This is a genomic window from Microbacterium sp. OR21, assembly GCF_047306785.1.
Lineage (GTDB): Bacteria > Actinomycetota > Actinomycetes > Actinomycetales > Microbacteriaceae > Microbacterium > Microbacterium esteraromaticum_E.
In genome coordinates this window covers 148749-174397 of the sequence record NZ_JAZEXJ010000002.1, presented here as the reverse complement: position 1 = coordinate 174397, position 25649 = coordinate 148749, and the positions used below count along the sequence as shown (strand labels likewise).

19 protein-coding genes are annotated in these 25649 nt (G+C 71.1%); 12 read left to right on the top strand and 7 right to left on the bottom strand.

Translation table 11 applies throughout. The annotated features are described in order from the left end of the window. Positions 1-112 precede the first annotated feature (112 nt). Positions 113-976: an Fpg/Nei family DNA glycosylase gene (locus V2S04_RS05465; protein WP_413637430.1), complete on the bottom strand. Its 864-nt coding sequence runs from the start codon at positions 974-976 to the stop codon at positions 113-115. A gap of 26 nt (positions 977-1002) precedes the next feature. Continuing rightward, positions 1003-1566 (bottom strand): GNAT family N-acetyltransferase, encoded by a 564-nt coding sequence (locus V2S04_RS05460; protein WP_413637428.1) that lies wholly within the window; start codon positions 1564-1566, stop codon positions 1003-1005. A gap of 86 nt (positions 1567-1652) precedes the next feature. On the opposite strand from V2S04_RS05460, the gene rarD reads away from it, so the two are divergent. From rarD to cydC, 3 genes are read left to right on the top strand one after another with little or no spacing between them, the layout of a single operon-like run. After that, entirely contained in the window at positions 1653-2609 is a 957-nt protein-coding gene (rarD, locus tag V2S04_RS05455) for an EamA family transporter RarD (protein WP_413637426.1), read from the top strand. A gap of 9 nt (positions 2610-2618) precedes the next feature. Then, a complete protein-coding gene (mfd, locus tag V2S04_RS05450) occupies positions 2619-6155 on the top strand; it encodes a transcription-repair coupling factor (protein ID WP_413637424.1) in 3537 nt (1178 codons plus the stop codon). 52 nt (positions 6156-6207) lie between these two features. Then, on the top strand, positions 6208-9549 hold the full coding sequence (gene cydC, locus V2S04_RS05445; RefSeq protein WP_413637423.1) for a thiol reductant ABC exporter subunit CydC: 3342 nt from the start codon (positions 6208-6210) through the stop codon (positions 9547-9549). Positions 9550-9588: 39 nt separating this feature from the next. Here cydC and V2S04_RS05440 read toward each other — a convergent pair whose 3' ends face one another. Next, on the bottom strand, positions 9589-10398 hold the full coding sequence (locus tag V2S04_RS05440) for a M56 family metallopeptidase (protein WP_099195366.1): 810 nt from the start codon (positions 10396-10398) through the stop codon (positions 9589-9591). A 30-nt stretch (positions 10399-10428) separates the two neighbouring features. Further along, the gene (locus V2S04_RS05435; protein ID WP_413637422.1) at positions 10429-10785 is read right to left on the bottom strand and encodes a BlaI/MecI/CopY family transcriptional regulator; all 357 of its coding nucleotides are present in this window, start codon (positions 10783-10785) and stop codon (positions 10429-10431) included. 147 nt (positions 10786-10932) lie between these two features. Here V2S04_RS05435 and V2S04_RS05430 point away from each other — a divergent pair, with 147 nt between their 5' ends. Genes V2S04_RS05430 through V2S04_RS05420 form a run of 3 tightly spaced genes read left to right on the top strand, consistent with a single transcriptional unit; the run spans position 10933 to position 14199 of the window. Then, the gene (locus V2S04_RS05430; RefSeq protein WP_413637421.1) at positions 10933-12516 is read left to right on the top strand and encodes a cytochrome ubiquinol oxidase subunit I; all 1584 of its coding nucleotides are present in this window, start codon (positions 10933-10935) and stop codon (positions 12514-12516) included. Between the two features lie 23 nt (positions 12517-12539). Further along, complete coding sequence (cydB, locus tag V2S04_RS05425; protein WP_413637419.1) at positions 12540-13580, top strand: cytochrome d ubiquinol oxidase subunit II; 1041 nt, start codon at positions 12540-12542, stop codon at positions 13578-13580. Between the two features lie 22 nt (positions 13581-13602). Next, positions 13603-14199 carry a gamma carbonic anhydrase family protein gene (locus V2S04_RS05420; RefSeq protein ID WP_340088014.1) on the top strand — a complete coding sequence of 199 codons (597 nt, stop codon included), beginning with the start codon at positions 13603-13605 and terminating at the stop codon, positions 14197-14199. Between the two features lie 106 nt (positions 14200-14305). On the opposite strand, the gene gdhA is transcribed toward V2S04_RS05420, so the two are convergent. Both gdhA and V2S04_RS05410 read right to left on the bottom strand, forming a co-directional pair. Further along, positions 14306-15610: an NADP-specific glutamate dehydrogenase gene (gdhA, locus tag V2S04_RS05415; RefSeq protein ID WP_413638106.1), complete on the bottom strand. Its 1305-nt coding sequence runs from the start codon at positions 15608-15610 to the stop codon at positions 14306-14308. A gap of 192 nt (positions 15611-15802) precedes the next feature. Further along, positions 15803-18466 carry a phosphoenolpyruvate carboxylase gene (locus V2S04_RS05410; RefSeq protein WP_413637417.1) on the bottom strand — a complete coding sequence of 888 codons (2664 nt, stop codon included), beginning with the start codon at positions 18464-18466 and terminating at the stop codon, positions 15803-15805. A 57-nt stretch (positions 18467-18523) separates the two neighbouring features. Here V2S04_RS05410 and V2S04_RS05405 point away from each other — a divergent pair, with 57 nt between their 5' ends. The 3 genes from V2S04_RS05405 (at position 18524) to hisS (ending at position 21913) form a co-directional block, all read left to right on the top strand. After that, positions 18524-19699, top strand: coding sequence for a Na+/H+ antiporter NhaA (locus tag V2S04_RS05405; protein ID WP_413637415.1), 1176 nt, complete (start codon positions 18524-18526; stop codon positions 19697-19699). A gap of 3 nt (positions 19700-19702) precedes the next feature. Further along, positions 19703-20365, top strand: a complete 663-nt coding sequence (locus V2S04_RS05400; RefSeq protein WP_413637414.1) for a MazG family protein — start codon at positions 19703-19705, stop codon at positions 20363-20365. A gap of 285 nt (positions 20366-20650) precedes the next feature. Beyond that, positions 20651-21913 carry a histidine--tRNA ligase gene (gene hisS / locus V2S04_RS05395; protein WP_413638105.1) on the top strand — a complete coding sequence of 421 codons (1263 nt, stop codon included), beginning with the start codon at positions 20651-20653 and terminating at the stop codon, positions 21911-21913. A 7-nt stretch (positions 21914-21920) separates the two neighbouring features. On the opposite strand, the gene V2S04_RS05390 is transcribed toward hisS, so the two are convergent. After that, on the bottom strand, positions 21921-23150 hold the full coding sequence (locus V2S04_RS05390; RefSeq protein WP_413637413.1) for an APC family permease: 1230 nt from the start codon (positions 23148-23150) through the stop codon (positions 21921-21923). A 131-nt stretch (positions 23151-23281) separates the two neighbouring features. Here V2S04_RS05390 and V2S04_RS05385 point away from each other — a divergent pair, with 131 nt between their 5' ends. Genes V2S04_RS05385 through V2S04_RS05375 form a run of 3 tightly spaced genes read left to right on the top strand, consistent with a single transcriptional unit; the run spans position 23282 to position 25640 of the window. After that, positions 23282-23632: a GntR family transcriptional regulator gene (locus tag V2S04_RS05385; protein WP_413637412.1), complete on the top strand. Its 351-nt coding sequence runs from the start codon at positions 23282-23284 to the stop codon at positions 23630-23632. After that, positions 23629-24681: a DUF1648 domain-containing protein gene (locus V2S04_RS05380; protein ID WP_413637411.1), complete on the top strand. Its 1053-nt coding sequence runs from the start codon at positions 23629-23631 to the stop codon at positions 24679-24681. The genes V2S04_RS05385 and V2S04_RS05380 overlap by 4 nt, the downstream gene beginning before the upstream one ends. Continuing rightward, the gene (locus V2S04_RS05375; protein ID WP_413637410.1) at positions 24678-25640 is read left to right on the top strand and encodes a CPBP family intramembrane glutamic endopeptidase; all 963 of its coding nucleotides are present in this window, start codon (positions 24678-24680) and stop codon (positions 25638-25640) included. Before V2S04_RS05380 ends, V2S04_RS05375 begins: the two co-directional genes overlap by 4 nt. The last annotated feature ends 9 nt before the right edge of the window (positions 25641-25649 follow it).

The window sequence follows — 25649 nt, the reverse complement described above, 5'->3', positions numbered from 1 at the left end:
GGCGTTCGCGGACTGTCACCGCCGGTTCGGATTCGCACCGACCCCGGAGCACGTTGATGCTCTGAGTCTAGTCAACGTGGACGGGATCGATTCATTCCCCGTCACACCGTCGTCATTTCAGCAGACGCGACAGCCGGCGATCGGCCAGCACCCGCCCGCCGGTCTGACAGGTGGGGCAGTACTCCATGCTGCGGTCGGCGAAGAACACGCTGCGCACCGTGTCGCCGCAGATCGGGCACGCTTCGCCCCGGCGGGCGTGCACCTGCATGCCCCGCCGCTTGGCATCCTTCAGATCCGCCGGCGGCTTGCCCGCCGCCTCCGCGACGGCCTCGCGCAGCGTCTGCTGCATCGCCTCGTAGAGACGGTCGACCTCGCCGTCGTCGAGGTTCGCGGCCGGCGCGTAGGGGGACATCTTCGCGGCGTGCAGGATCTCGTCGCTGTACGCATTGCCGATGCCGGCGATCAGACCCTGGTCGCGCAGCAGCCCCTTGATCTGGGTGCGTCGCCCGGCCAGCAGCGCGGCGAACGCGTCGCGGGTGAAGGCGGGATCGAGCGGATCGGGGCCGAGGCGGGCGATGCCCGGCACGTCCATCGGATCGCGCACCACGTAGATCGCCAGCGATTTCTTCGTGCCCGCCTCGGTGAGATCGAATCCGCTGCCGTCGTCGAGCGCCACGCGCATCGCGATCGGGCTGCGCCCCGGCTTGATGAGCGTGGTCGGCAGCTCGTCGTACCAGCGCAGCCATCCCGCCTTGGCGAGGTGGAACACCAGATGCAGGTTGTCACCGAAGGCGAGATCGACGAACTTGCCATGCCGCGCGGCTGCTGTGATCACCGCGTCCTGCAGCGCGGTGACCGGCGGATCGAACGTCTTCAGAGCCGCGATCGACGTGACGCTCGCGCGCGTGAGCGTGCGTCCGACCGCGCGCTCCGCCAGGAAGCCGACCAGTCCCTGCACCTCTGGCATCTCGGGCATGCCGTCATCCTGTCACGCATCGTGCGTCAGAGCACGGGCCACTCGACCGGAGTCCGGTCGTCGGATGCCAGCAGGCCGGCGATCCAGCCGTCGTCGCGACCGCGTGCGCTGGTGAGGCCCTGGCGCAGCATCCCCTCGTATCGGAAGCCGAGCGAACGCGCGGTGCGGGCCGACGCGACATTGCCGACCACCGCGCGCCAGCTGACCCGGGCGAGGCCGAGCTCGCCGAACGCGAAGTCGATCACGGCTCGCGCTGCCTCGCCCATCACGCCCTGCCCTCGGAACCGCGCGACTCCCCAGAACCCGATCTCGGCGTCGCCGCCGTGCGGATGCTCGGCGATCCGGTGCAGGCCGATCATGCCGGCCAGCACGCCGTTCTTGCGGATCGCCCACACAGTCTCGACGCCGTCGGCCCACCACCCGGTGGCCAGCTCGATGAACTCGACCGCGTTCTCCCGTGTGTACGGGCTCGGCACCGTCGTCCAGCGGGGCACCTCGGGGTCTTGACAGGCGGCGGTGATCGCGTCGACGTCGGCTTCGGTCGGGATGCTCAGCACGAGGCGCTCGGTGCGCAGGGTGACAGGGTCCATCGGGCAACGTTATCCGGAACCGCGGCGCCGATATCCTGGACGGCGGTGCAGCACCGGTCGGCGGTGCGCGGAAGACGGAGGCGGAAGTGACGGTGCAGCACACCTCGCCGCGCGGGGTGCTCGCCTCGGTGCTCGCCTCGGTGCTCTTCGGAGCGATCTTCCTTCTCGCCGGCGTGCTCAGCTCGTCCGCCGAGGTGGTCTTCGCCTGGCGGATCCTCGTGACCTTCGCCTGCTACGCGCTCGCGCTGCTGCATCCCCTGGCCCGCGCGCAGCTGCGCGTGCTGGTGCGCCGGCTGAGGGCGCGCTGGTGGATGCCGCTGCTGCTCGCCGGTCTCGCCGCGATCATCGGCTTCCAGCTCTGGCTGTTCATGTGGGCGCCGATGCACGGCCACGCCCTCGACACCTCGCTCGGCTACCTGCTGCTGCCCATCTGCCTCGTCCTCGGCGGGCGGTTCCTGCTGCGCGCGAGGGTGAGCCGGATGCAGTGGCTCGTCGTGTCTCTCGCTGCCGTCGCCGTCGTGGTGAAGATCGCCGCCACTCCGCAGCTGTCGTGGGTGACGCTGGCGATCTGCGTGCCCTACACGGTCTACTTCGTGGTGCGACAGCGCTTCGGCCTCGACGGGCCGATCGTGTTCGGTGCCGAGTCGCTGCTCATGGTGCCCTTGGCCGTGCTCTTCCTCATGACCGCCGCGCCCGGTGCCGTCTCTGCCGCCGAGCTCGCGGGTCTGGCGGGCATCGGTGTCGCCAGCGCAGCCGCGATGTCGCTGTACCTGGCCGCGGCGACCCTGCTGCCGCTGCCCGTGTTCGGCCTGCTCAGCTACGTCGAGCCGGTTCTGCTGGTCGGCGTCGCACTGCTGCTGGGCGAGCGGATGCAGGGCGCGGACGCCGTCGTGTACGTCATCCTCGCCGTCGCACTCGCCGTTCTCGCGGTCGAGGGCTTCCGGGGCACACGGCGCAGCCGTCGGGGGCGGGGCGACCTGCCGCTGCCCAGCGATCCCGGTGCGCCCGGCGTCGGCGAGCCCGACGCCGATCGTCGCGACTAGAATCATCCGGTGACTGTTCCGGGGATTCTGCGCGCCTTGGAAAAGGCGAACCTGTACCGTGACGCCCTCACCTGGGCGCAGACCGATGCCGAGATCTCGGCGGTCGACGGCCTCGACGCTCCGATCATCGCGGGGCTGCTGCGCAAGCGCGCGGCGGCGGGCAAGCCGGCATCCGCCCTCGTCGTCACCCCCACCGGGCGTCGTGCCGAATCCGTCGCCGCGGCGCTGGACGCCTACCTCGCCGACGCCGAGATCCTCACCTTCCCGGCCTGGGAGACACTGCCGCACGAGCGGCTGAGCCCGAGCCCCGACACCGTCGGACGACGACTGGAGACGCTGCGCCGCATCGTCACCTGGACCGGCGAGAAGCCGCTCGTCGTCGTCGCCTCGGTGCGGGCCGCCCTGCAGCCGCTCGCCGCCAACCTCGGCGACGCCGCACCCCTCGAGCTGCGCGTCGGCGGACGCGGCGTCGAGCTCGAGGACGCGGTCGAGCAGCTGGTCGAGCGGGCCTACTCGCGGGTGGACATGGTCTCCCGGCGCGGAGAGTTCGCGGTGCGCGGCGGCATCCTCGACGTCTTCCCGCCCACCGCCGACCACCCGCTGCGGGTGGAGTTCTTCGGCGACGAGGTCGACCAGATCCGCGCCTTCTCGGTCGCCGACCAGCGATCCCTGCCCGGCGACGTGGAATCGGTTTCGCTCGCCGCAAGCCGCGAGCTGCTGCTCACCGCCGATGTGAGAGAGCGTGCCGGTGAGCTCATCGCCCGGTTCCCGGCGATGTCGTCGATGCTCGAGAAGATGTCGCAGGGCATCCCGGTCGAGGGCATGGAGTCTCTGCTGCCGGTGGTCTCCGGCCCCCTCATGACGCTCGCCGAGTATCTGCCGGAGGGATCCGCGACGGCGGTCGTCGACCCCGAGCGCGCCAGCTCCCGCGCGCAGAACCTCGGCGAGACGAACCGCGAGTTCCTCGACGCGGCATGGAGCGCCGCCACCTCGGGCGCCTCGGCGCCGATCGACCTCGGTGCGGGAGACTTCATCAGCCTCGGACGCATGCGCGAGATCGTGCACGAGCGCGACGGCGTGTGGTGGCGGGTGACCCCGTTCGCCACCGACGACGACGCCGCCGAGCACCTGGACTCATCGGTCATCCCGTCCTTCCACGGCAACGTCGACGGGGCGATCGCGTTCGTCGAGGCGCGACTCGGCGAGGGCTGGCGGGTGGTGGTGATCTCGTCCGGGCAGGGTCTCGTCGAGCGCGCCCGCGACGTGCTCAGCGACCGCGGCCTCGCCGCCCGCATCGTCGACAGCCTCACGGATGAGCCCGAGAACGGAGTGGCGACGCTGGTCGCCGGGTCGGTCGAGTCGGGTTTCCAGGTGCCGGATGCCCGGATCGCCGTGCTCACCGACAACGAGTTCTACGGTCGCACGATCGGCGGCGACCAGCGCATGGTCAAGAAGCTCGCCTCGCGTCGCCGCAACGTCGTCGATCCGCTGCAGCTGAAGCAAGGCGACTTCGTCGTGCACTCCACGCACGGCATCGGGCGCTTCGTCGAGATGACCAAGCGCGAGGTGTCGTCGGGCGGGCGCAACGCGGTGAAGACCACCCGCGAGTACCTGGTGCTCGAGTACGCGCCGTCGAAGCGCGGCTATCCCGGCGACAAGCTGTTCGTGCCCACGGATCAGCTCGACATGCTCTCGAAGTACGTCGGCGGCGAGGCGCCGACCCTGTCGAAGATGGGCGGCAGCGACTGGGCCGCGGCGAAGGGCAAGGCACGACGGGCGGTGCGCGACATCGCCGTCGAGCTGGTGAAGCTGTACTCGGCGCGGATGAGCTCGAAGGGGCACGCGTTCGGACCCGACACGCCCTGGCAGCGCGAGCTGGAGGAAGCCTTCCCGTTCGCCGAGACCCACGACCAGCTGCAGACGATCGAGGAGATCAAGGCCGACATGGAGCGGCCCATCCCGATGGACCGCCTGCTCTCGGGCGACGTCGGCTTCGGCAAGACCGAGGTCGCCGTGCGCGCCGCGTTCAAGGCGATCCAGGAGGGCAAGCAGGTCGCGATGCTCGTGCCGACCACCCTGCTCGTCAAGCAGCACCTCGAGACGTTCACCGAGCGCTTCGCGGGCTTCCCCGTGAAGGTGCGCCCGCTGTCGCGGTTCCAGACCGACAAGGAGGCGCGCCTGACTCTGCAGGGCCTCCTCGACGGATCGGTCGACATGGTGATCGGCACGCATCGCATCCTCACCGACCAGGTCATCTTCAAGGATCTGGGCCTGATGATCATCGACGAGGAGCAGCGCTTCGGCGTCGAGCACAAGGACGCGCTGAAGAAGATGAAGACCAACGTCGACATCCTCGCCATGAGCGCCACGCCGATCCCGCGCACGCTCGAGATGGCGGTGACGGGCATCCGTGAGATGTCGACGCTGCAGACGCCGCCGGAGGACAGGCATCCGATCCTGTCGTTCGTCGGCCCGCGCAGCGATAAGCAGATCGCCGCGGCGATCCGCCGCGAGATCCTGCGCGAGGGGCAGGTGTTCTTCGTGCACAACCGCGTGCAGTCGATCCAGCGCGTCGCCTCCGAGCTCGCCGAGCTGGTGCCCGAGGCGCGCATCGCCGTCGCGCACGGCAAGATGGGCGAGCACCAGCTCGAGCAGGTCGTGGACGACTTCTGGGAGCGCAAGTACGACGTCCTCGTCTCGACCACCATCATCGAGACCGGCCTCGACATCTCGAACGCGAACACGATCATCATCGACCGTGCCGACAAGTACGGCCTGTCGCAGCTGCACCAGCTGCGCGGACGCGTCGGGCGAGGACGGGAGCGCGCCTACGCGTACTTCCTCTACGACGACATGAAGCCGCTCAGCGAGACCGCCGCCGACCGGCTGCAGACCATCGCCGTGAACAACGACCTCGGCTCGGGCATGCAGGTGGCGTTGAAGGATCTCGAGCTGCGCGGCGCGGGCAACCTGCTCGGCGCCGAGCAGGCGGGACACATCGCGGGAGTCGGATTCGACCTGTACCTGCGCATGATCGGCGAGGCCGTGGCGACGTTCCGCGGGGAGGACACGAACTCCGAAGTCGAGCTGCGTCTGGAGCTGCCGGTGGATGCCCGCATCCCCGAGCACTACATCGACAGCGAGCGGCTGCGGCTGGAGGCATACCAGAAGCTGTCGTCGGCGGCGACGGTCTCGGCGGCGGACGACGCGATCGACCTCGTGGTCGAGGAGCTCGTCGACCGCTACGGAGCGTTCCCCGACGAGGTGACGACGCTGGTGAAGGTGGCGCGTCTGCGCCGGCGGGCCGCGCGGGCGGGCCTGTCGGATGTCGTCGCGATGGGGTCGAACCTGCGCATCGCGCCGGCGCGCTTCGAGGACTCGATGAAGGTGCGCCTGCAGCGGCTGTACCCGAAGGCGAAGCTGGTCGGCGGGGGAGAGGCGCTGGTCGTGCCGATGCCGGTCGACTCCGATCTGATCGAGTGGGTCGGCCAGCTGTTCACGGCGATGTTCCCCGAGCCGGTGAAGGCGGAGCCCGCCGGCGTCTGACCGAGCGGCTGCCTGGCACGACGCGCACTTCTACGTCTTGTAGAATTGCAGGGTGAGCGCTGACCAGAACGACCCGTGGGTGCTCGAGGCGTCGCGCCCGCAGGCACCGTCACGTCGGCCCGACCTGTCATCCGTGCCGAAGCGGGCGCTCTACGTCCTGGGCGCGCTGGCGGCGGTCCGTGCCCTCGGGCTGGTGCTCATCGCCGAGGCCGTTGCGCGCGGAATCGCAGGGCTCGCGGCATCCGGTCTCGCCCCCGAGGCCACCCGCGCCATCCTCGCCATCGGCGTCGGCGGCGCGCTGCTGCGCGCAGCGGCGGAGTGGGCCACCGCCGTCGTCTCCCGCCGGGTCGCCACCGCCGTCAAGCGGGATCTGCGCTCGAGGCTGTGGGCTCGCATCGTCGACGGCGATCGGGCCGGTGGCGGCACCGCCGTGCTCGCCGCCGACGGGCTGGACGACCTCGACGAGTACTTCATCCAGTCGCTGCCCTCGCTGGTCGGCGCGGCGATCGTGCCGCTGCTCGTCGGCGCGAGGATCCTCGGCGCCGACTGGCTCAGCGCCCTCATCATCGTGATCACCGTGCCGCTCGTGCCGCTGTTCATGGTCCTGATCGGCAGGCACACCCAGCAGCGCACCGACGCGGCGCTCGGCGCTCTCACCCGCCTCGCGGATCACCTCACCGAGCTCGCCCGCGGCCTGCCCGTTCTCGTGGGCCTCGGCCGGGTCGACGAGCAGACGCGGGCGCTCGACGGCATTCAGCGCCGCTACCGGCAGCGCACCGAGGAGACCCTGCGCTGGGCGTTCCTGTCGGCCCTCGCGCTCGAATTGATCGCGACGATCTCGGTCGCCGTGGTCGCCGTGTTCCTCGGCCTGCGTCTGCTGAACGGCACCATGGCGCTCGAGCCCGCGCTCGTCGCGCTGATCCTCGCGCCCGAGTGCTTCACCGCCCTGCGCGATGTCGGCACGGCGTTCCACGCCTCTCAGGACGGACTTTCGGCGCTCGAGCGCGTGAAGGCGATGCTCGGCGCACCGCGCCGTCGCGATGCGCGCGGCAACTCGACGGGTCCGATCCGCGTCGACGCGCTGACGGTCACCTACCCCGGACGCCAGGCACCCGCGCTGCGCGCCGTGACAGCGGAGATCAGCGAGATCACGGCGATCACCGGCCCCAGCGGTGCGGGCAAGTCGACGCTTCTCGGTGTGCTCGCCGGGGCGCTGCCGGCGGAGGCGGCGATCTCGGGTGCGGTGCAGGGAGTCGATCCGGATGCCGTGGCCTGGGCGCCCCAGGCCCCGCGCGCCTTCGCCGCGACACCGCGGGAGGAGCTCGCGCTGTACGGCGGCGGCGTCGAGGTGCTCGACGAGCTCGGTCTCGGGCGTCTGATGGACGCGGCGGTCGCCGAGCTCAGCCCGGGTGAGCAGCGTCGGCTGGCCGTCGCGCGCGCCCTCGCGCGAGTGGATGCCGGCGCGCGCCTCCTCGTCCTCGACGAGCCCACCGCGCACCTCGACCCCGTTGCCGCTCAGCTCGTGCGCGATGCGCTGCGGCGCCGCGCCGACCGGTGCACGATCGTGCTCGCCAGCCACGAGCCCGACACCCTCGCGCTCGCCGACCGGTTCATCGCGGTGGGAGCGCCGGTCACGGCCACCGTCGATGACGCACCGGCCGCGACGATTCCGGACGACTCCGCGGCTGAGGGACGCGAAGAGCTCGAGCATCCTGCAGAGTCGCCGTCGTCCTTCAGAAGTGCGGTTGCCCCGGCCCGGGCGCTCACGCTCGCCGCGCTGCTGCGTCCGCACGCCTGGCTCTGGGCGGGCTCGATGGCGCTCTCGGCGCTCGCCGCCGGTCTCGCGGTCGCCCTGACCGCCGTGTCGGGATGGCTGATCGTGCGCGCCAGCGTCGAGGAGTACATCATGTACCTGCTCGTCGCGATCGTCGGCGTGCGCGCCTTCGGCATCGGCCGGGCCGCCGGCCGCTACGCCGATCGCCTGGTCACCCACCGCGCGACCTTCCTCGTCGTCGATGCGCTGCGCCTCCAGCTGTGGCGGGCGATCGCCGCGCGCGGCGCCGGTTCCCGTCGCCTGCTCGAGGGCGGCGCTCCGCTCGACTACCTCGTCACCCTCGCCGACGACCTGCGCGATCAGCTGCCGCGCGTCATCCCGCCTCTCGGCGCAGGCGTGCTCGTGCTCGCGGGCACCGTCGTCACGGCGGCGTTCGTCACCCCGCACCTCACCATGCTGGTCGCCGCGGTGCTGATCACCGCCGTCGTCCTCGCATCCGCGCTCGCCGTCCTCAGCGAACGCGGCGCCGCCGACGATCGCGTCGCCGCCCGGTCGGCCATCGTGCGCTCGACAGCCGCACTCGCCTCCGCCGCCGACGATCTGCGTGGCAACGGGGTCGCGACCGACGCGCTGCGGCGACTCGACGTGCACGCCGGGCAGCTCGCATCGGCCGAGCGGCGCGCCGCGTGGTCTGCGGGGTTGAGTGCTGCCGTCGTCACCATCGCGACGACGACGCTCGCCGTGCTCGTGCCGGTGCTCTCGCCGGATCTGCCCGCGGAGGCAGCCTCCGTCGTGGCCCTGCTGTCACTCGCTCTGCTCGAGCCCCTCGCGGCTTTCGTCGCGGCGATGCACCGCCTGCCGGCGCTGCAGACGCTGGTCCGTCGCCTCGATGTCGTGCTGCGGCCGGCGCCGAGTCCGTCGTGGGGCACCGCGACACCGGGTGCCGTCACCAGCCTCGGCCTGGACGCGGTGACGGTTCGCTATCCGGGCACAGCGGCCCCTGCCGTGTCGAACGTCACGGCCGCGGTCGATCGCGGCGGGTGGCTCGTGCTGGACGGGCCGTCGGGCTCGGGCAAGTCCACGCTGCTGTCGGCGGTGATGGGCGCGCTGCCGGTGGAATCCGGCGCCATCACGGCCGACGGGCAGCCGATCACCGCCTTCGCCGAGCGCGCGTGGCGCGACCGGGTCGCCTGGTGCCCGCAGGACGCGTACGTGTTCGACTCCACGCTGCGCGGCAACCTGCTGCTCGCGCGCGATCGCGATGATGCGCCCGACCACGACGTGCTGCGGGGCGTGCTCGGGCAGGCGGGTCTCTCCGGTCTGCTGGCCGCGCTCGACGGCGACCTCGATGCCCGGGTCGGCCCTGGCGGCTCCGCGCTCTCCGGAGGGGAGCGTCAGCGGCTCGCCGTCGCGCGGGCCCTGCTCACCCGCGCCGAGGTGCTCCTGCTCGACGAGCCCACTGCGCACCTCGATCGGCCGACCGCCGCGGCGATGATGGCCGACGTGCGCGGCGCCACCGCCGATCGCATCGTCGTGCTCGTCTCGCACCGGCGGGCCGACCGGCGCGAGGCCGACGCCGTCGTCCGACTGGACGCCCAGGCCGTGCCGGTCGCCGGCTGACCGCGCGGGCGTCGAAAGCGCGCGGAACCGAAGACCGTCTCAGCCGGCAAGCCTCCGGAACCTGTCGCTCACCCGCATCGATCCCGAGACGGGCTGATCCGCGCCCGGCACGCCGCTGGCCCCGACCTGCAGAATCGCCCGGGCCAGCACCTCGTCGCGCACCTCGCGGCGGGCGTGGTCGTCGGCGAGCATCTCGACGAGGGCGGCGACCTCGACCTCGGCGCGCGCGGCGATCGGGAACCATGGCAGAGCCGAGCGCCACGCGCGGAAGGCCAGCAGCAGCAGATCATGACGCTGCTCGACGTGCGCGCGCTCGTGCGCGATCACGGCGACCAGCTCATCCGCGTCGAGGCGGTCGAGCAGCCCCTGCGAGAGCACGGTGACCGAGCGGGGCCCGTTGGGCAGGCAGTACGCCATGGGCACCGCGTCGTCGATGACGCGGGTGCGGGCGCGGGTCGGATGCGGGGAGGTGAGCATCTCGAGCAGTGCGAGGTGGCGGTGCCGCTGCCTCGTGACCTGCACGATGGTCACACCCAGATGCGTCAGCAGATAGACGGTGAACAGCGCGGCGGGGATCGGTGCGAGCCACGGATGCCCGGGCAGCGCGGCGTACCCCGCCAGGGCCAGCGCGCCGATCATCGACAGCCCGCCGGCGAGGCCGATCGCCTGCCAGAGCAGGAGAGCCATCACGGGCGCGCGCATCGGCCACGACGCGCGCGACAGCGCCACGGGCACCGGCCAGGCCAGCGCGATCGCGATCAGCCCGAGCGCGACCGCGCCGAACAGCACGACCCCGTGCGGGATCACGAGCGCGCCGCTCGGGGCGACCTCGGCGAGGGTCGTCAGCATGGCTCGTCGCCGTTCAGCACGGTGCCTCGCTCAGCCCGAGCGGCCCAGCAGCTGACGCAGCACGGCGGCATCCTCGGCGGAGACCCCGCCGACGAAGCGCTCGAGCACGGCGGTGCGGTCGCCGGCGTCGCCGAGCACCGAGTGCATCAGCTCGGCGACATGATCGGCGCGCGAGGCGACCGCGGTGTAGCGGTGCGGGCGCGCCGAACGGTCCGAGGCGACGAAGCCCTTCTTCTCGAGGCGTGACAGCACGGTGAGCAGGGTGGTCACCGCCAGCGCGCGGCCGTCGGCTTCCAGCTGGTGCTGCACGTCGTAGGCGCTGAGCGCCGTATCGGCGTCCCAGATGGCGTCCATCACTGCTCGTTCGAGTTCTCCGAGCGTGCCCATCGGTGCATCCCTCCTCTGCCGGGTTTTTCCCGGCTCCTGCGATTCTACTCCCTGTCGAATTTGTTCTATCGTGTGTCGAAGAAGTTCTACGAGGCGTAGAATTGCTGTGGCGGATCGCCGCCGCCCCTTCGCGAACGGAGAAACCGCGTGGACGTCCTCGACATCGCCCGCTGGCAGTTCGGCATCACGACCGTCTATCACTTCCTCATGGTGCCGCTGACGATCGGCCTCGGCCTGATGGTCGCGATCATGCAGACCCGGTGGGTGCGCACGGGAGACGAGAAGTTCCTGCGCATGACGAAGTTCTGGGGCAAGGTCTACCTGATCAACTTCATCGTCGGCGTCGCCACCGGCCTCGTGCAGGAGTTCCAGTTCGGGATGGCGTGGAGCGAGTACTCCCGCTTCGTCGGCGACGTGTTCGGCGCACCGCTGGCCATGGAGGGTCTGCTCGCGTTCTTCGTCGAGTCGACGTTCCTCGGCATCTGGATCTTCGGCTGGGGCAGGCTGCGCAAGGGCCTGCATCTGGCGGCGCTGTGGTGCGCCGTCATCGGCTCGTGGATCTCGGCGTTCTTCATCATCGTCGCGAACTCGTGGATGCAGCACCCGGTCGGTGTCGAGCTCGGCGCCGACGGACGCCCGGTGATGACCGACGTGTGGGCCGTGATCACGAACAACACCGCGATCGCCGCGTACACCCACACGATCTTCGGTGCTCTCGTCGTCGCCGGCATGTTCCTGCTCGGCATCTCCTGGTACCACCTGTGGCGGCGCCGCCACGACGGCATCGACTCCGTCGACGAGACCGGTCGCGTGATCGTCGGGCAGGCGGATGCCGTGGCGGGGCGCGACAAGAAGGACCACGGCGTGTGGATCTGGTCGCTGCGCTTCGGCGCGGTCGTGGCCATCGCGGGATTCCTCGGCACCGTGGCATCCGGAGACATCCAGGGCAAGCTCATGTACGAGCAGCAGCCGATGAAGATGGCGGCGGCGGAGGCCGCCTGCCACACCGGCTCGTCGTTCTCGGTGCTCTCCCTCGGCGACCCCGGATCGACGGACTGCGCCGACGTGGTCACCCTCATCGAGATCCCAGGCGTGCTCGGCTTCCTCGGCACGGGGGAGTGGGGCGCGGAGATGCCCGGCATCAACGACCTCGAGCCGCAGTACGTCGACCAGTACGGCAAGACGATCCCCGACGACGCGCTCTACGGCGACATGGCGGGCACCGACGTGCAGTACGTGCCCGTGATGTGGGTCACCTACTGGGGTTTCCGGCTGATGATCGGCCTCGGTGGGATCGTCGCGTTCGGCGGCGCGGTCGCGCTGTGGCTGACCCGCAAGGGCACCGTGCCGTCGTCACCGTGGATCATGCGGCTCGCGCTGCTCGGCATCGTCGCGCCCTTTGCCGCGAACATCGCCGGATGGATCTTCACCGAGCTGGGCCGCCAGCCGTTCGTCGTCGCCCCCAACCCGGACGCGACCGGCGTGGACGGCGTGTTCATGTACACCGCGGCGGCCGTGTCTCCCGGGGTGACGGCGGGTGAGCTGCTGTTCTCGGTGATCACGCTCAGCGCCGTGTACGGCGTGATGCTCGTGATCGAGCTGTACCTGATGGTGAAGTACGTGCGCGGCGGCGTCGCCGCCTCGATGCCCGAGCTCACGGCATCCGCACATGCCGACGACCACGACACCGACCCCGACAAGCGCGACGACGTGCTCGCGTTCGCCTACTGACCGATCCGAGAGGAACACCGCAGATGGAACCGCTTCCCGTCGTCTGGTTCGTGGCGATCGCCGTGCTCTGGACCGGCTACCTGCTGCTCGAGGGGTTCGACCTCGGAGTCGGCATGCACATGGTCTTCTCCACCCGATCCGAGCGCGAGCGCCGCGTCATGCTGAACACGATCGGTCCGGTGTGGGACGGCAACGAGGTGTGGCTGATCACCGCGGGGGCCGCGATGTTCGCGGCGTTCCCCGCCTGGTACGCCTCGCTGTTCTCGACCCTGTACGTGCCGCTGACGATCACCCTCGTGGGGCTCATCGTGCGCGCGGTCGGCATCGAGTACCGCGGCAAGATCCACACCGAGCGCTGGCGCACGTTCTGGACGTGGATGATCGGCCTGGGCTCGCTCATCGTCGCGTTCTGCATCGGCGCGGCGCTCGCCCTGACCTCGACCGGCCTGCCCATCGATGCGAACGGCGACCGCGTCGGCGGGCCCTTCGTCTGGCTCACGCTGCCCGCCGTGGTCGGCGGACTCGCGGTGGTGGGCTTCGCGCTGCTGCACTCGGCGACGTTCCTCGGGCTGAAGGCCGACGGGGAGGTGCGCGACCGTGCCGGACGATTCGCCGCCCGCTGGGCGCCGCTGTGCATCGCCCCGGCGGCGGTGTGGGCGATCTGGGTGCAGCTGGCGCACGGCGGCAGCAGCGTGCTCGCGTGGACTCTCATCGTCTTCGCCGTGCTCGCCGCGGTCTTCGGCTGGACGGCCGCGCGGCGCCGGTACGAAGGACGGGCGTTCATCGGCTTCGCGGGGTTCGGGCTCTTCGGCGCCGCGGCGATCTTCGCGGGGATGTTCCCCCGGCTGCTGCCGTCGACGGTGGATGCCGCCTTCGACCTCACGGTGTGGAACGCGGCGAACGGTCCGTACACGCTCGGCGTGATGACGGTCGTGGCCGCGGTGTCGCTGCCGGTGATCCTGCTCTACCAGGCGTGGAGCTACTGGATCTTCCGCAAGCGCGTGACCCCGGGCATGATCCCCGAGGTGCACATCGTGCTGCCCGCGGTGCTGCGCGCCCGCTGACGCACAGGGCTAGTCTGGCCGCATGATGTACGAGCACCTCGGGGCTCGGCCCCGCATCCACGACACCGCCGTCGTGGCGCCGACCGCTGTGATCTCGGGCGACGTCGAGATCGGCCCGAGCTGCCAGGTGCTGCACGGGGCGGTGATCACCGCCGAGGGCGGGCCGATCACGCTCGGCGAGCACGTGATCGTGATGGAGAACGCGCTCATCCGCGCCACCGCGGCCAACGCCGTGCACATCGGCGACCACACCCTCGTCGGCACACTCGCCAGCATCGCCGGCGCGACCGTCGGTGAGGAGGTGTTCCTGGCATCCGGCGCCCGCGTGTTCAACGGCGCGCTGGTCGGCCCGCGCTGCGAGGTGCGGGTCAACGCGATCATCCAGCGCCGCGCGGTGCTTCCCGAGGGCACCGTCGTCCCGATCGGCTGGGTGGCGGTCGGGCATCCGGTGCGCCTGTTCTCACCCGATCAGGCGGACGAGATCGCCGCCGCGATGCCCGATCTGGACTTCCCGGGGCACGTGTTCGGCGTCGACCGCGACACCCCCGACCTGATGGTGCAGCTCACCGAGCGCTACGCGAGCTCGCTCGCCCGGCACGCCGACGACCACCTGATCTGAGCCGCCTCTTCACGCGAGAAACCACCTTCCGCGTGAGAAGTGCGCTCGCGCATGGTTTCTCAGGCAGAGGGTGGTTTCTCGGCGAAGGATCGCGACGCGGCAGGGGTCAGATGACGCCCTGCGCGAGCATCGCCTCGGCGACGCGCTCGAATCCGGCGATGTTGGCGCCCGCGACGTAGTCGCCGGGAGTGCCGTAGCGCTCTGCGGCGCGGAACGACGCGTCGTGGATGTCGGCCATGATGTCGCGCAGCTTCTGCTCGCTGTTCGCGAAGTTCCACCGCTGACGCGAGGCGTTCTGGCTCATCTCGAGGGCCGAGGTGGCCACGCCGCCCGCGTTCGCGGCCTTGCCCGGGGCGAACAGCACCTCGGAGTCCTGGAACGCGCCGACCGCCTCCGGCGTCGAGGGCATGTTGGCGCCCTCGGCGACCGCGCGCACGCCGTTCGCGATGAGCATGCGGGCCGAATCCTCGTTCAGCTCGTTCTGCGTCGCCGACGGCACGGCGATGTCGACCGGGGTCTCCCAGACGTTGCCGCCCTCGATGAAGCGCGCGCCGGGCCGGCGGTTCGCGTACTCCACGATGCGGCCGCGCTCGACCTCCTTGATCTGACGCAGCAGCGCCAGGTCGATGCCCGCGTCGTCGACGATGTAGCCGGACGAGTCGGATGCCGTGACCGCCCGCGCGCCGAGCTGCGTGGCCTTCTCGATCGCGTAGATCGCGACGTTGCCCGAGCCCGACACGGCGACGCGCTTGCCCTCGAGGTTCTCGCCGTGCACGGCCAGCATCTCCTGCACGAAGAACACCGCGCCGTAGCCGGTCGCCTCGGTGCGCACCTGAGCGCCGCCCCAGCCGATGCCCTTGCCGGTGAGGATGCCCGACTCGTGCCGGTTCGTCATCTTGCGGTACATGCCGAACAGGTAGCCGATCTCGCGACCGCCGACGCCGATGTCACCCGCGGGGACGTCGGTGTGCTCGCCGATGTGGCGGAACAGCTCGCTCATGAACGACTGGCAGAAGCGCATCACCTCGGCCTCGCTCTTGCCGTGCGGGTCGAAGTTCGACCCGCCCTTGCCGCCGCCGATGCCCTGGCCGGTGAGCGCGTTCTTGAAGATCTGCTCGAAGCCGAGGAACTTGATGATCGAGATGTTCACCGAGGGGTGGAAGCGCAGGCCACCCTTGTACGGGCCGAGGGCGGAGTTGTACTGCACGCGGTAGCCGCGGTTGACCTGCAGCCGGCCCGCGTCGTCGATCCACGGCACACGGAAGATGATCTGACGCTCGGGCTCGACGAGGCGCTCGAGGACGCCCTGGTCGAGGTACTTCGGGTGGCGCTCGAGGACGGGTCCGATCGAGTGCAGCACCTCGTGCACCGCCTGGTGGAACTCCGGCTCATTCGGGTTGAGGTCGCGCACCGCGTCGAAGACGGGCTGGGCGGCATCGCTGAGCGGATGGAAGTCGGCAGTGTTCTCTGTCACGCGGGAAGCTTTCTGGTGGGGGATGGGGGAGTGCGATCGTGTCGCGTGATGCTTCGCCGGATCAGGCTGGAGCCTTCACTTTAGCTGGCGGGCGGCTCCGCCTCCGACGAGAAGTCGCAGGGGATGCTATCACCCGGTGTTCTGCAGGCCAGCCGCGACTCCGCTGACCGAGAGGAGCAGCAGGCGCTGCAGATCGGGATCGGTCTCACCCTGGATGTCGGAGCGCAGCGCGCGCAGGGCACGCAGCTGCAGCAGCGACAGGGCGTCGACGTACGGCGTGCGCAGCTGCACGGCGCGCTGCAGCACGGGCTTGTTGCCCAGCAGCTGCTCGCCACCGGTGAGACGGATCACCCAGTCGCGAGTGAGCGCGAGCTCGTCGAGCACGATCTTCGCCAGATCGTCGCGGTCGCCGAGCGAGAGGTACTCGCGGGCGATGCGCTCGTCGGTCTTCGCCAGGCTCATCGCGACGTTGTCGATCATGGTGCGCAGCAGCGGCCAGTCGCGGTACGCCTCGATGAGCCGAGCCTCGTCGCCGACGGCATCCAGCGCCGTTCCCAGACCGAACCAGCCGGCGAGGTTGATCCGCGCCTGCGTCCACGCGAACACCCACGGGATCGCCCGGAGGTCCTCGAGGGACTCGACGGAGAGCCCGCGGCGGGCCGGACGCGAGCCGAGGGCGAGCAGGCCGATCTCCTCCATGGGGGTGACGGTGGCGAACCACGGTGCGAACCCTTCGGCGGCGACCAGCGAGAAGAAGCGCTCGCGGGATGCGGCATCCATCGTCTGCGCGACGTCGGCGAACCGCTCGGCGGCGCCGCTGGTGCGCTGCTCGACCGTGGGGGAGGAGGCGAGCAGCGTGGCCGCGGCCACCTGGTCGATGTGGCGCATCGCGATCGCGGGCTCGCCGTAGCGGGCGAAGATGACCTCGCCCTGCTCGGTGAGCTTGAAGCGGCCGTCGACGGAATGCGGCGGCTGCGCGAGGATGGCGGAGTTGGCGGGTCCGCCGCCGCGGCCGAGCGCACCGCCGCGGCCGTGGAAGAGGGTGAGACGGATGCCCGACTCCTTCGCCCACAGGGCGATCTGGCGCTGCGCCTCGTACAGGGCGAGGTTGGCGGCGACCGGGCCGACGTCCTTGGATGAGTCGGAGTAGCCGAGCATCACCTCGAGGCGATCGCCGGTGGCGTCGAGCCGGGCGCGGAACTCGGGGAACTGCACCACCTCCGCGAGGATCGCGGGAGCCGCCTGCAGGTCGGCGAAGGTCTCGAACAGCGGCACGACATCGAGCACCGGAGCGTCGTCGCCGAGTGCGTAGGCCGCGAGACGGTGCACGTTGGCGAGGTCCTGCGCCGACTGCGTGAACGAGACGACGTAACGCCCGGCGGCGCGCAGCCCGTAGCGGCGCTGGATGTCGGCGACCGCACGGAAGACGTCGAGCACCTCCTCGGTCTGCGCGCTGATCTCTCCGCCGGCGTCGAGCTCGGCGAGAGCCTGGCGGTGCACCTTCGAGTGCTGACGCACCTCGAGCTCGGTGAGATGGAAGCCGTAGGTCTCCACCTGCCAGATCAGGTGCTGCAGGCCGCCGAACGCGTGGCGGCGCGCCCCGGCATCCGCCAGCGACGACTGCACCGCGCGCAGGTCGGCGAGCAGCTCCTCGGGGGCGCCGTAGGCGCCGGTCTGCTCGGTGCGGGTCGCGTGCACACGGTGCACGAGGGCGAGCATGGTGCGCCGGTGCGGCTCGGACGGCGAGCGGGTCGCGATGTCGTCTGCGAGATCGGGCTGCTCGTCGGCGAAGCGCTGCCAGATCGCGTCGACCGCCGCGCTCGGCGGCGTGTCGGCCGCGTCGAGGGTGAGCGAGCGGCCGATGCGCTCGATGGCGCGCTCGAGGCCGCGCAGCACATGCTCGGACGCGATCTCGGCGGCCTCGCGGGTGACCGCCGCGGTCACGAACGGATTGCCGTCGCGGTCGCCGCCGACCCAGGAGCCGACGCGAACGAATGCGGGCACGATCGGCGCGCTGGCCCCGGACTCGTCGCCGCGCAGCGCGTCGTCGATCCGGCGGTACACGTGCGGCACGGTGCTGAACAGCGTCTCGTCGAAGACGCCCATCACGGTGCGCACCTCGTCGGTCGGGGTGGGCTTCTGCGCGCGCAGCGGAGCGGTGCGCCAGAGCGTGTCGATCTCCTCCAGCATCCGCCGTCGTGCGCGCCGCTCGTCGGCGCCGCCCTCGCTCGCCGCATCGTGCTCGGTGAGCAGGTCGGAGAGCCGGCGGATGCTGCCGGACACGGCGCGACGGCGGGCCTCGGTCGGGTGCGCGGTGAACACCGGGTGGAACCGCAGCTCGGCGAGGCGCTCGCGGGCGGCGTCCTCCCCGACCTCCTTCGTCAGCTGGGCGAACGCGGTCGCGACGGTGTCGGTCGCGCCCTCGCGCGGCTGCCCCGACCGCTCGCGCAGGATGCGCACCCGCTGGTGCTCCTCGGCGAGGTTGACGAGGTGGAAGTAGCAGGTGAAGGCGCGGGCGACCTCGTCGGCGCGCTCGATCGAGAACGAGTCGGCGATCTCGGCGGCGCGGGCGAAGGCCGCCCCGTTCCCGTCGGCGTCGGATGCCTGGATCGTGGCCAGCCGCAGTCGCTCGACGTCCTCGAACAGGCCCGGACTGCCCGACTCGCGCAGCACCTGCCCGAGCAGGCCGCCGAGCATCCGGACGTCCGCGCGCATCGCGTCGGGAATGCCGTGGGAGGCTTCGAATCGGGTGATGACGCGGATGGCTTCGGTGTTCGTGGGCTCAAGCGACATGCTTCGAGGGTAAACCGCCCACTCGGTGCCTCCGTTCCCTATGACAGAGTGGAGGGGATGCGTATCTCCGACAACCCCCTTCGCGGTCAGCAGTTCCCGGCGGCGCTCCTCCTCGCCGCGGCGGCCCTCGGCCTGCTTCTCGCGAACCTCGCCACGCACGACGCGATCGCGGAGGTGCTGCACGCGCACATCGCCATCCCCGCCACCGGGCTCGACCTGTCGATCGAGGAGTGGGTGGCAGACGGGTTGCTCGCGATCTTCTTCCTCGTCGTCGCGATCGAGCTGCGCCACGAGCTCACCCACGGTGAGCTCGACTCGCCGCACAAGGCCGTGCAGCCGGCGATCGCCGCCACGGGCGGTGTGATCGTGCCGATCGCGATCTACCTGCTCATCGCCGGGCCCGCGACCGGCGAGGGCACGGCCGTCGGGTGGCCCATCCCCACCGCCACCGACATCGCTTTCGCCCTCGGCGTGCTCGCCATGTTCGGCAAGGGTCTGCCGGCGGCGGTGCGCGTCTTCCTGCTCGCTCTGGCCATCCTCGATGACATCATCGGCATCATCTTCATCGCCGTGCTGTTCGCGCACGACGTGAACTGGCTGATGTTCGCGCTCGCCGTCGCGTGCGTCGTGGTGTTCGCCGTGCTCAGCCGAGTCGTCGCGAAGACCGGGTCGTCCGGGATCGCCGTGCTGATGGGCGTGCTCGGCGTGATCGTCTGGGGCTTCATGGCGCTCTCAGGCGTCCACGCGACGATCGCCGGCGTGATGCTGGGACTGGCGATGTCGCCCGCCCCGGCCGAGAAGACTCGGCACGCGCTGGAGCCGACGGTCAACGGCGTCATCCTCCCGGTCTTCGCGTTCGTCGCGGCGTTCGTCGTCATCCCGCAGGTGTCGCCGACCGAGCTGTCTCCGGCGTTCTGGGGCATCCTCATCGCCCTGCCGGTCGGCAAGATCATCGGCATCGGCATCTTCGGATGGCTGAGCATGCAGCTGCGTCCGAAGGGCACCGAGCCCGCACTGCGACTGCCCGACATCCTCGCCGCCGGCACCCTCGGCGGGATCGGGTTCACCGTCTCGCTGCTGCTCGCGAACCTTGCCTTCGCCGACGACGGCGAGGTTCGCGATCAGGCGATCCTCGGCGTGCTGGGCGGATCGCTCATCGCTCTCGTGCTCTCGGCGATCGTCGTCACCGCGCGGGCGCGCTCGTACCGCCGGCTCGCCGCAGCGGTGGAGTGAGCGATGACCGATCCGCTGACCGAACCCGACGCGCTGCGCGCCGCCGCCGAGACGATGCGTCAGGTGCGCGAGCGGTGCGTCTGGTCGCAGCGGATCACCCATCGTGACCTCGTCCCGTACCTGATCGAAGAGGCGCACGAGCTGATCGACGCCGTCGAGCGCGACGACCGCGCCGAGCTGCGCGAAGAGCTCGGCGACCTGCTGTGGCAGGTGCTGTTCCACGCGGCGATCACCGCGCAGGACGCATCCGACCCCTTCGACATCGATGACGTCGCCCGCGGCCTCACCGAGAAGATGGTGCGCCGGCATCCGCATGTCTTCGGCGATGCCGTCGCGACGACGCCGGACGAGGTGCTCGTGCACTGGAACGCCGCGAAGGCGGCCGAGAAGCGCGAGCGTCGCAGCGTTCTCGACGGAGTGCCCGCCGGCATGCCCGCGCTGGCTCGTGCTCAGAAGGTGCTCGGGCGCGCCGCGCGGCTGCCGGTGCTGCCGGTGCTGCCGGTCGAGCGACCGGAAACGGCACTCGCATCCGAGGCCGACCTCGGCGAGGCCCTGCTCGCCCTCGTCGCCCAGGCGCAGCAGCACGGGTGGGATGCCGAGCGCGCGCTGCGCGAGCGCATCCGCCTGCTCGAGGCCGACGTCCGCGCCGCCGAATACGGCGGCTGAACCCCGTTCGAATCGCTCGTCTTGCAGCGTTCCGGCTCGGCGCGGCGCACTCCCCGCGATCCGCAGGGCACGTCGTTGCGGTGGGCCGGTGCGGATGCCGGTGGCGGTGGCGGTGGCAGGTGGCGCCGTCGTGACCGGGAGCCGGATGCCGGTTGCGAGCAGCCCATGACCGGCATGTGGCTCCCCGCCGTGACGCCGCTGGACCGAAGCCGGCCGCCGCCGGCGGTCGCGGTGCACGCGACCTGGGAAGATGGACGGGTGGCAACTGTGAACCCGCCGCGCGGAATGCGCGATTTCCTCCCCGCTGACAAGGCCCGTCGCGAGCGCGTGCTCGCCGTCATCCGCGAGCGCTACCGTGCGCACGGCTTCGACGAGATCGAGACGCCGGTGGTCGAGGAGCACGGGCGCCTGCACGCCGGGATCGGCGGCGACAACGAGAAGCTGTCGTACAGCATCCTGCGCCGCGGCCTCGACGCCGACGGCATCCGCGCCGCCGCCGACGACCTCGCCGCGCTCAGCGACCTGGGTCTGCGCTACGACCTCACCGTGCCCCTCGCGCGGTTCTACGCGACCAACCGCGGTCAGCTGCCCTCCGTCTTCCGCGCGATCCAGATCGGGCCGGTCTGGCGCGCCGAACGCCCGCAGAAGGGCCGCTACCGCCAGTTCGTGCAGTGCGACATCGACATCATGGGCGACGAGACCTCGCGCGCCGAGGCCGAGCTGATCGTGGCGTCCCTCGACACGATCGACGCCCTCGGCCTCGAAGGCGGCACGGTGCGCGTCAACGACCGCCGCGCCCTGGACTGGATGCTCGACAGCTTCGGCTTCACCGAAGACGAGCGCCCCGGCGTGCTCATCACGATCGACAAGCTCGACAAGGTCGGCGCCTCGGGTGTCGCCGCCGAGCTGCGCGAGCGCGGCGTCACCGCATCCGCCGTCGACGCGTTCGAAGCATTCCTCACCCGGCCGCAGACCCTGCAGCACGACCCGTACGGCGAGCGGCAGATCCGTGCGGCGCTGCCGGAGGGCGCGCCCGACGAGGTCGTCGCGCACCTCGTCTCGCTCGGCGAGGCGGTCGTCGCCGCCCGTCCGGATGCCGGGGAGCCGCCCCTCGTCTACGACCCCTTCCTCGTGCGCGGCATGGGCTACTACACCGGCACGATCTTCGAGCTCGCGCACCCCTCGGTGAGCTACTCGCTCGGCGGCGGCGGGCGCTACGACGGCATGATCGGCCGCTTCCTGGGTCAGCAGGTGCCCGCGGTCGGGTTCTCGATCGGATTCGAGCGCATCGTCGACCTGGTCGCCGAGCGCGAGGTCGAGGCGGCACAGGCCGTGGTGCTCGTGCATGACGCCGACGTGACCGTTCCCGAGCTGCTCGCGCACAAGTCGGCCCTGCTGCGCGACGGCGTCGCACGCGTGCGCCTCGAGCGCCGCCCGAAGAACCTGAAGGCGCTGCTCGAGCGGGCGGCGGCCGACGGGTACACCGGTTTCGCGTCGGTGCGCTCCGGAGACGAGCCCGGCGCAGCCGAGGTCAGGCCGCTGTCCTGAGCGACGGTCAGCGTGCGGCGAGCCTCAACCGCAGCATCCGATAGCCGACGCCGGCCAGCACGACGCCGGTGCCGATCAGTGAGGCGACGACCGGGAGCGTCGAGACGAGCACCAGGCAGCCGAATGCGCCGACCACCTGCAGCGCCCTCGGATACCGGCGCACGTCGGCCCGCTGGCGGAACGCCGAGGCGTTCGCGATGAGGTAGTACAGCAGCACCCCGAACGACGAGAAGCCGATCGCTCCGCGCAGATCAGTGAGCAGCACGATGGCGATCACGACCATCGCCACGACGATCTCCGCACGCTGCGGCACCTGCCACCGCGCGTCGATGGCCGAGAGGAACCGCGGCAGGTCGCCCTCCCGCGCCATCGCCAGCGTGGTGCGCCCGATGCCGGTGATCAGAGCAAGCAGCGCACCCAGCGAGGCGGTCGCCGCGGCGACCCGCACCACGGGGTTCGCCCACTCCCAGCCGGTGGTCGCGGCGACGTCAGCGAGCGGATGCGGGCTGCCGACGGCATCCGCGCCGAGAGTCAGCATCACCGTCACCGCCACCAGGGTGTAGACGACGACCGCGCCGCCGAGGGCGAGCACGATCGCGCGCGGAATCGTGCGGGCGGGGTCGATGACCTCCTCACCCATGGTCGCGATGCGCGCATACCCGGCGAACGCGAAGAACAGCAGCCCCGCCCCCTGCAGCACGCCGTAGGCGGTCCCGTCGGGGAGGGGAGCCGGCGCGGCCGTGGGAGCGGCGGCGAATCCGGATGCCACCACCGCCGCCAGCCCGAGCAGCGAGACGACCACGAGGATGCGCGTCAGCCGCGCGGTGCGCGTGACCCCGAAGCAGTTCACCGTGGCCAGGGTCGCGACCGCGAGCACCGCGACCGTGGTGCGCCAGCCCTCCGGCGCGGCGTAGGCCGCGAACGTCATCGCCATCGCGGCGCAGCTGGCGATCTTGCCGATCACGAAGCACCATCCGGCGATGAATCCGGTCCAGGGCCCGATCTCAGCCCGCGCGTAGGCGTAGGTGCCGCCGGCCACCGGATGCACGGCGGCCAGTTGCGCGGATGAGGTGGCGTTGCAGAACGCGACCAGCGCCGCGATCGCCAGCGCGATGAGGATGCCGGACCCGGCGACGCCGAGCGCCGGCGACCAGACGGCGAACACGCCGGCGCCGATCATCGACCCGAGTCCGATCGCGGTGGCGTCGGCGAGGGTGAGGCGGCGGGCGAGAGGCATCCGACCATGTTCCCATCGCGGGGTGAACAGCCGGTGACGCGATGCGCGCGCGCCGACTGAGAGGTCATGCCATTGTGATCTACTTGCCCTAGTTGATCTAGTGGCACTAGAGTAATGCGCAGGAGGTGCACATGCTCATCAGAGTCGACCCCGACAGCCCGCGCCCGCTGTTCGAGCAGATCGCTGCGTCGGTGCGCAGGGAGGTGCTCGCCGGCCGGATTGGACCAGGGGAGCGGCTGCCGGCCGCCCGCGACCTGGCCGAAGCCGTCGAGGTCAATGTGCACACGGCGCTGCGCGCCTACCAGGAGCTGCGCGACGAGGGTCTCGTCGAGCTGCGTCGCGGACGCGGCGCGGTGGTGTCGGCCTCGGCGGCGCCGCTCGCCGAACTCGCCGAAGAGATCGCCGCTCTCGTGCGACGCGCCGCCGCGCTCGGCGTCACCCCCGCCACCCTCGCCGCACTGATCAAGGAGATGAGCTCGTGACCACGCCCTCCCTCGACCCCGTCGTCCACACGGACGCGACCGCCGACGTGCGACGCGCACGCCGCGCGCTGATCGTCGTGGGGCTCGTGATCCCCGCGGTGCTCACCGCGATCGTCGTCGCTCTCATCGCGCTCTGGCTGCCCGAGCTGCCCGACCCGGCCGCCGTCCACTGGAGCGCCGACGGCGTAGACGGCTTCGGGCCACCCGCCACCTATCTGTGGCTCGCCATCGCGATCGGAATCGGACTTCCGCTGCTGATGGTGACGACGACCCTGACGATGACCCGCACGCAGTGGGGTGTCACCGCTCGCTTCCTCGGCGCCCTCGCGCTGGGCCTGTCCGGATTCAGTGCGATCACGGCCGCGGGATCCGTCTGGCTGCAGCGCGGCCTCGCCGATGCCGCGGCGGCGACGAACGTGCTTCCGGTGCTGATCGGCGCGTTCTGTGCCCTGCTCGTGCTCTCGGCGGCCGGGTGGGTGCTGCAGCCCGACATCGAGTCGGCGCCGGTCGCACCCCTGAAGACCGCCCACCTGGCATCGATCGCCGCGGGGGAGCGGGTGGTCTGGCTCGGGCGGGCGTCGATGGCGCGCGCCGCCGTGGTCGCCATCGGGCTGGCTTGCGTCGTCCTGATCGGAGCGAGCGCGGTGCTGCTGCTCCAGGCGCCCGAAAAGGTGTGGATCCCACTGCTCGTGCTCGTCGTGGTCGGGCTCGCCCTTGCAGCAACCTTCTCGTTCCGTGTTCGTGCCGGTGCCGACGGCCTCACTGTGCGCTCGCAGCTCGGGTTCCCCCGTCTGCACGTGCCGCTCGACGAGATCACCTCGGTGCGCGCGATCCAATGCCATCCGTTCGCCGAGTTCGGTGGAGTCGGCTGGCGGACAGGCGTCGACGGTCGCACCGGCATCGTGCTGCGCACCGGACCGGGCGTCGAGGTCGCACGCCGTGACAAGGGTGCGGTCGTCGTCACGGTCGACGGCGCCGAGACGGCTGCCGCGACCCTGCAGGCCCACCTCGAGCACCGGGGTGCGGCAGGGGCGGAGAAGAAGCGATGACAGATCACTCGACCGACCGGATGCCCGAGGTGGGCCTCGCCGCCATCATCGGCTACATCGTGATCGCGATGGGACTGGCGTGGCTGGTGGCGCTGCCGCTCTGGCTGGGCGACGGGCTGGCCAGTCCGCTCGCCGGCCTGGTGCTGCCGGTCATGATGTACACGCCTGCTGTCGCGGTGCTCTTCGTGATGCTCGTGCTGCGACCGGTGCCCCGCGGTCAGCGCCTGCGATTCCTCGGCATCTGGCCGCTGCGTCCGGTGAAGCGCGTGATCTGGATGAGCGTCATCGGCCTGTTCGGCACGATCGCGGTCGTGGTGCTCTCGCTCGCCATCGCGGCCCTGTGCGGCTGGATCACCCTCGACCTCGTCACCTTCTCGGGGTTCGCGGAGGTGCTGGAAGCCGGTCCGGGCGGGGCGGTCGCACTCCCGCCGCTCGGCATCCTGGTGACCGCCCAGCTGCTCGCGCTTCCGGTCGCCGCCGTCACCGTCAACGCCGTCGCCGCGTTCGGCGAGGAGATCGGCTGGCGCGGCTTCCTCGTTCCCGCCCTGCGTCGATACGGCACATGGCCGGCGCTGCTGATCAGCGGCGCCGTCTGGGGTCTCTGGCACGCGCCGATCATCCTGCTCGGCCACAACTTCGGCCGCACCGACATCACCGGGGTGCTGCTGATGACGGCCGGATGCCTGGCATGGGGAGTGCTGCTCGGCTGGCTGCGTCTGCGATCGGGGTCGGTGTGGCCGGCGGTCTTCGCGCACGGCGCCGTGAACGCGGCGGCGGGCCTGCCGACCCTGCTGTACGCGGCCGGCACGCGGCCTGATCCCGCGCTGGCGTTCACACTCGGGGCGTCCGGATGGATCGCGTGCGCGCTGGTGACCGTCGTGCTGCTCCTCACCGGCCAGTTCGGCCGACAGCCCGCTCTCGCCGCGCCGGCGGCGCCGCGCAGCGCTCCTCCCGCTTGACCTCGGCCC

Coding starts and splice junctions, on each gene's coding strand:
- V2S04_RS05435 (WP_413637422.1), bottom strand. CDS start 10,785: ATGGGCACGCTCGGAGAACTCGAACGAGCAGTGATGGACGCCATCTGG.
- V2S04_RS05385 (WP_413637412.1), top strand. CDS start 23,282: ATGCTCATCAGAGTCGACCCCGACAGCCCGCGCCCGCTGTTCGAGCAG.
- V2S04_RS05460 (WP_413637428.1), bottom strand. CDS start 1,566: ATGGACCCTGTCACCCTGCGCACCGAGCGCCTCGTGCTGAGCATCCCG.
- V2S04_RS05420 (WP_340088014.1), top strand. CDS start 13,603: ATGATGTACGAGCACCTCGGGGCTCGGCCCCGCATCCACGACACCGCC.
- V2S04_RS05405 (WP_413637415.1), top strand. CDS start 18,524: ATGCGTATCTCCGACAACCCCCTTCGCGGTCAGCAGTTCCCGGCGGCG.
- V2S04_RS05410 (WP_413637417.1), bottom strand. CDS start 18,466: ATGTCGCTTGAGCCCACGAACACCGAAGCCATCCGCGTCATCACCCGA.
- V2S04_RS05440 (WP_099195366.1), bottom strand. CDS start 10,398: ATGCTGACGACCCTCGCCGAGGTCGCCCCGAGCGGCGCGCTCGTGATC.
- cydB (WP_413637419.1), top strand. CDS start 12,540: ATGGAACCGCTTCCCGTCGTCTGGTTCGTGGCGATCGCCGTGCTCTGG.
- hisS (WP_413638105.1), top strand. CDS start 20,651: ATGCGCGATTTCCTCCCCGCTGACAAGGCCCGTCGCGAGCGCGTGCTC.
- V2S04_RS05390 (WP_413637413.1), bottom strand. CDS start 23,150: ATGCCTCTCGCCCGCCGCCTCACCCTCGCCGACGCCACCGCGATCGGA.
- V2S04_RS05375 (WP_413637410.1), top strand. CDS start 24,678: ATGACAGATCACTCGACCGACCGGATGCCCGAGGTGGGCCTCGCCGCC.
- V2S04_RS05400 (WP_413637414.1), top strand. CDS start 19,703: ATGACCGATCCGCTGACCGAACCCGACGCGCTGCGCGCCGCCGCCGAG.
- V2S04_RS05465 (WP_413637430.1), bottom strand. CDS start 976: ATGCCCGAGATGCCAGAGGTGCAGGGACTGGTCGGCTTCCTGGCGGAG.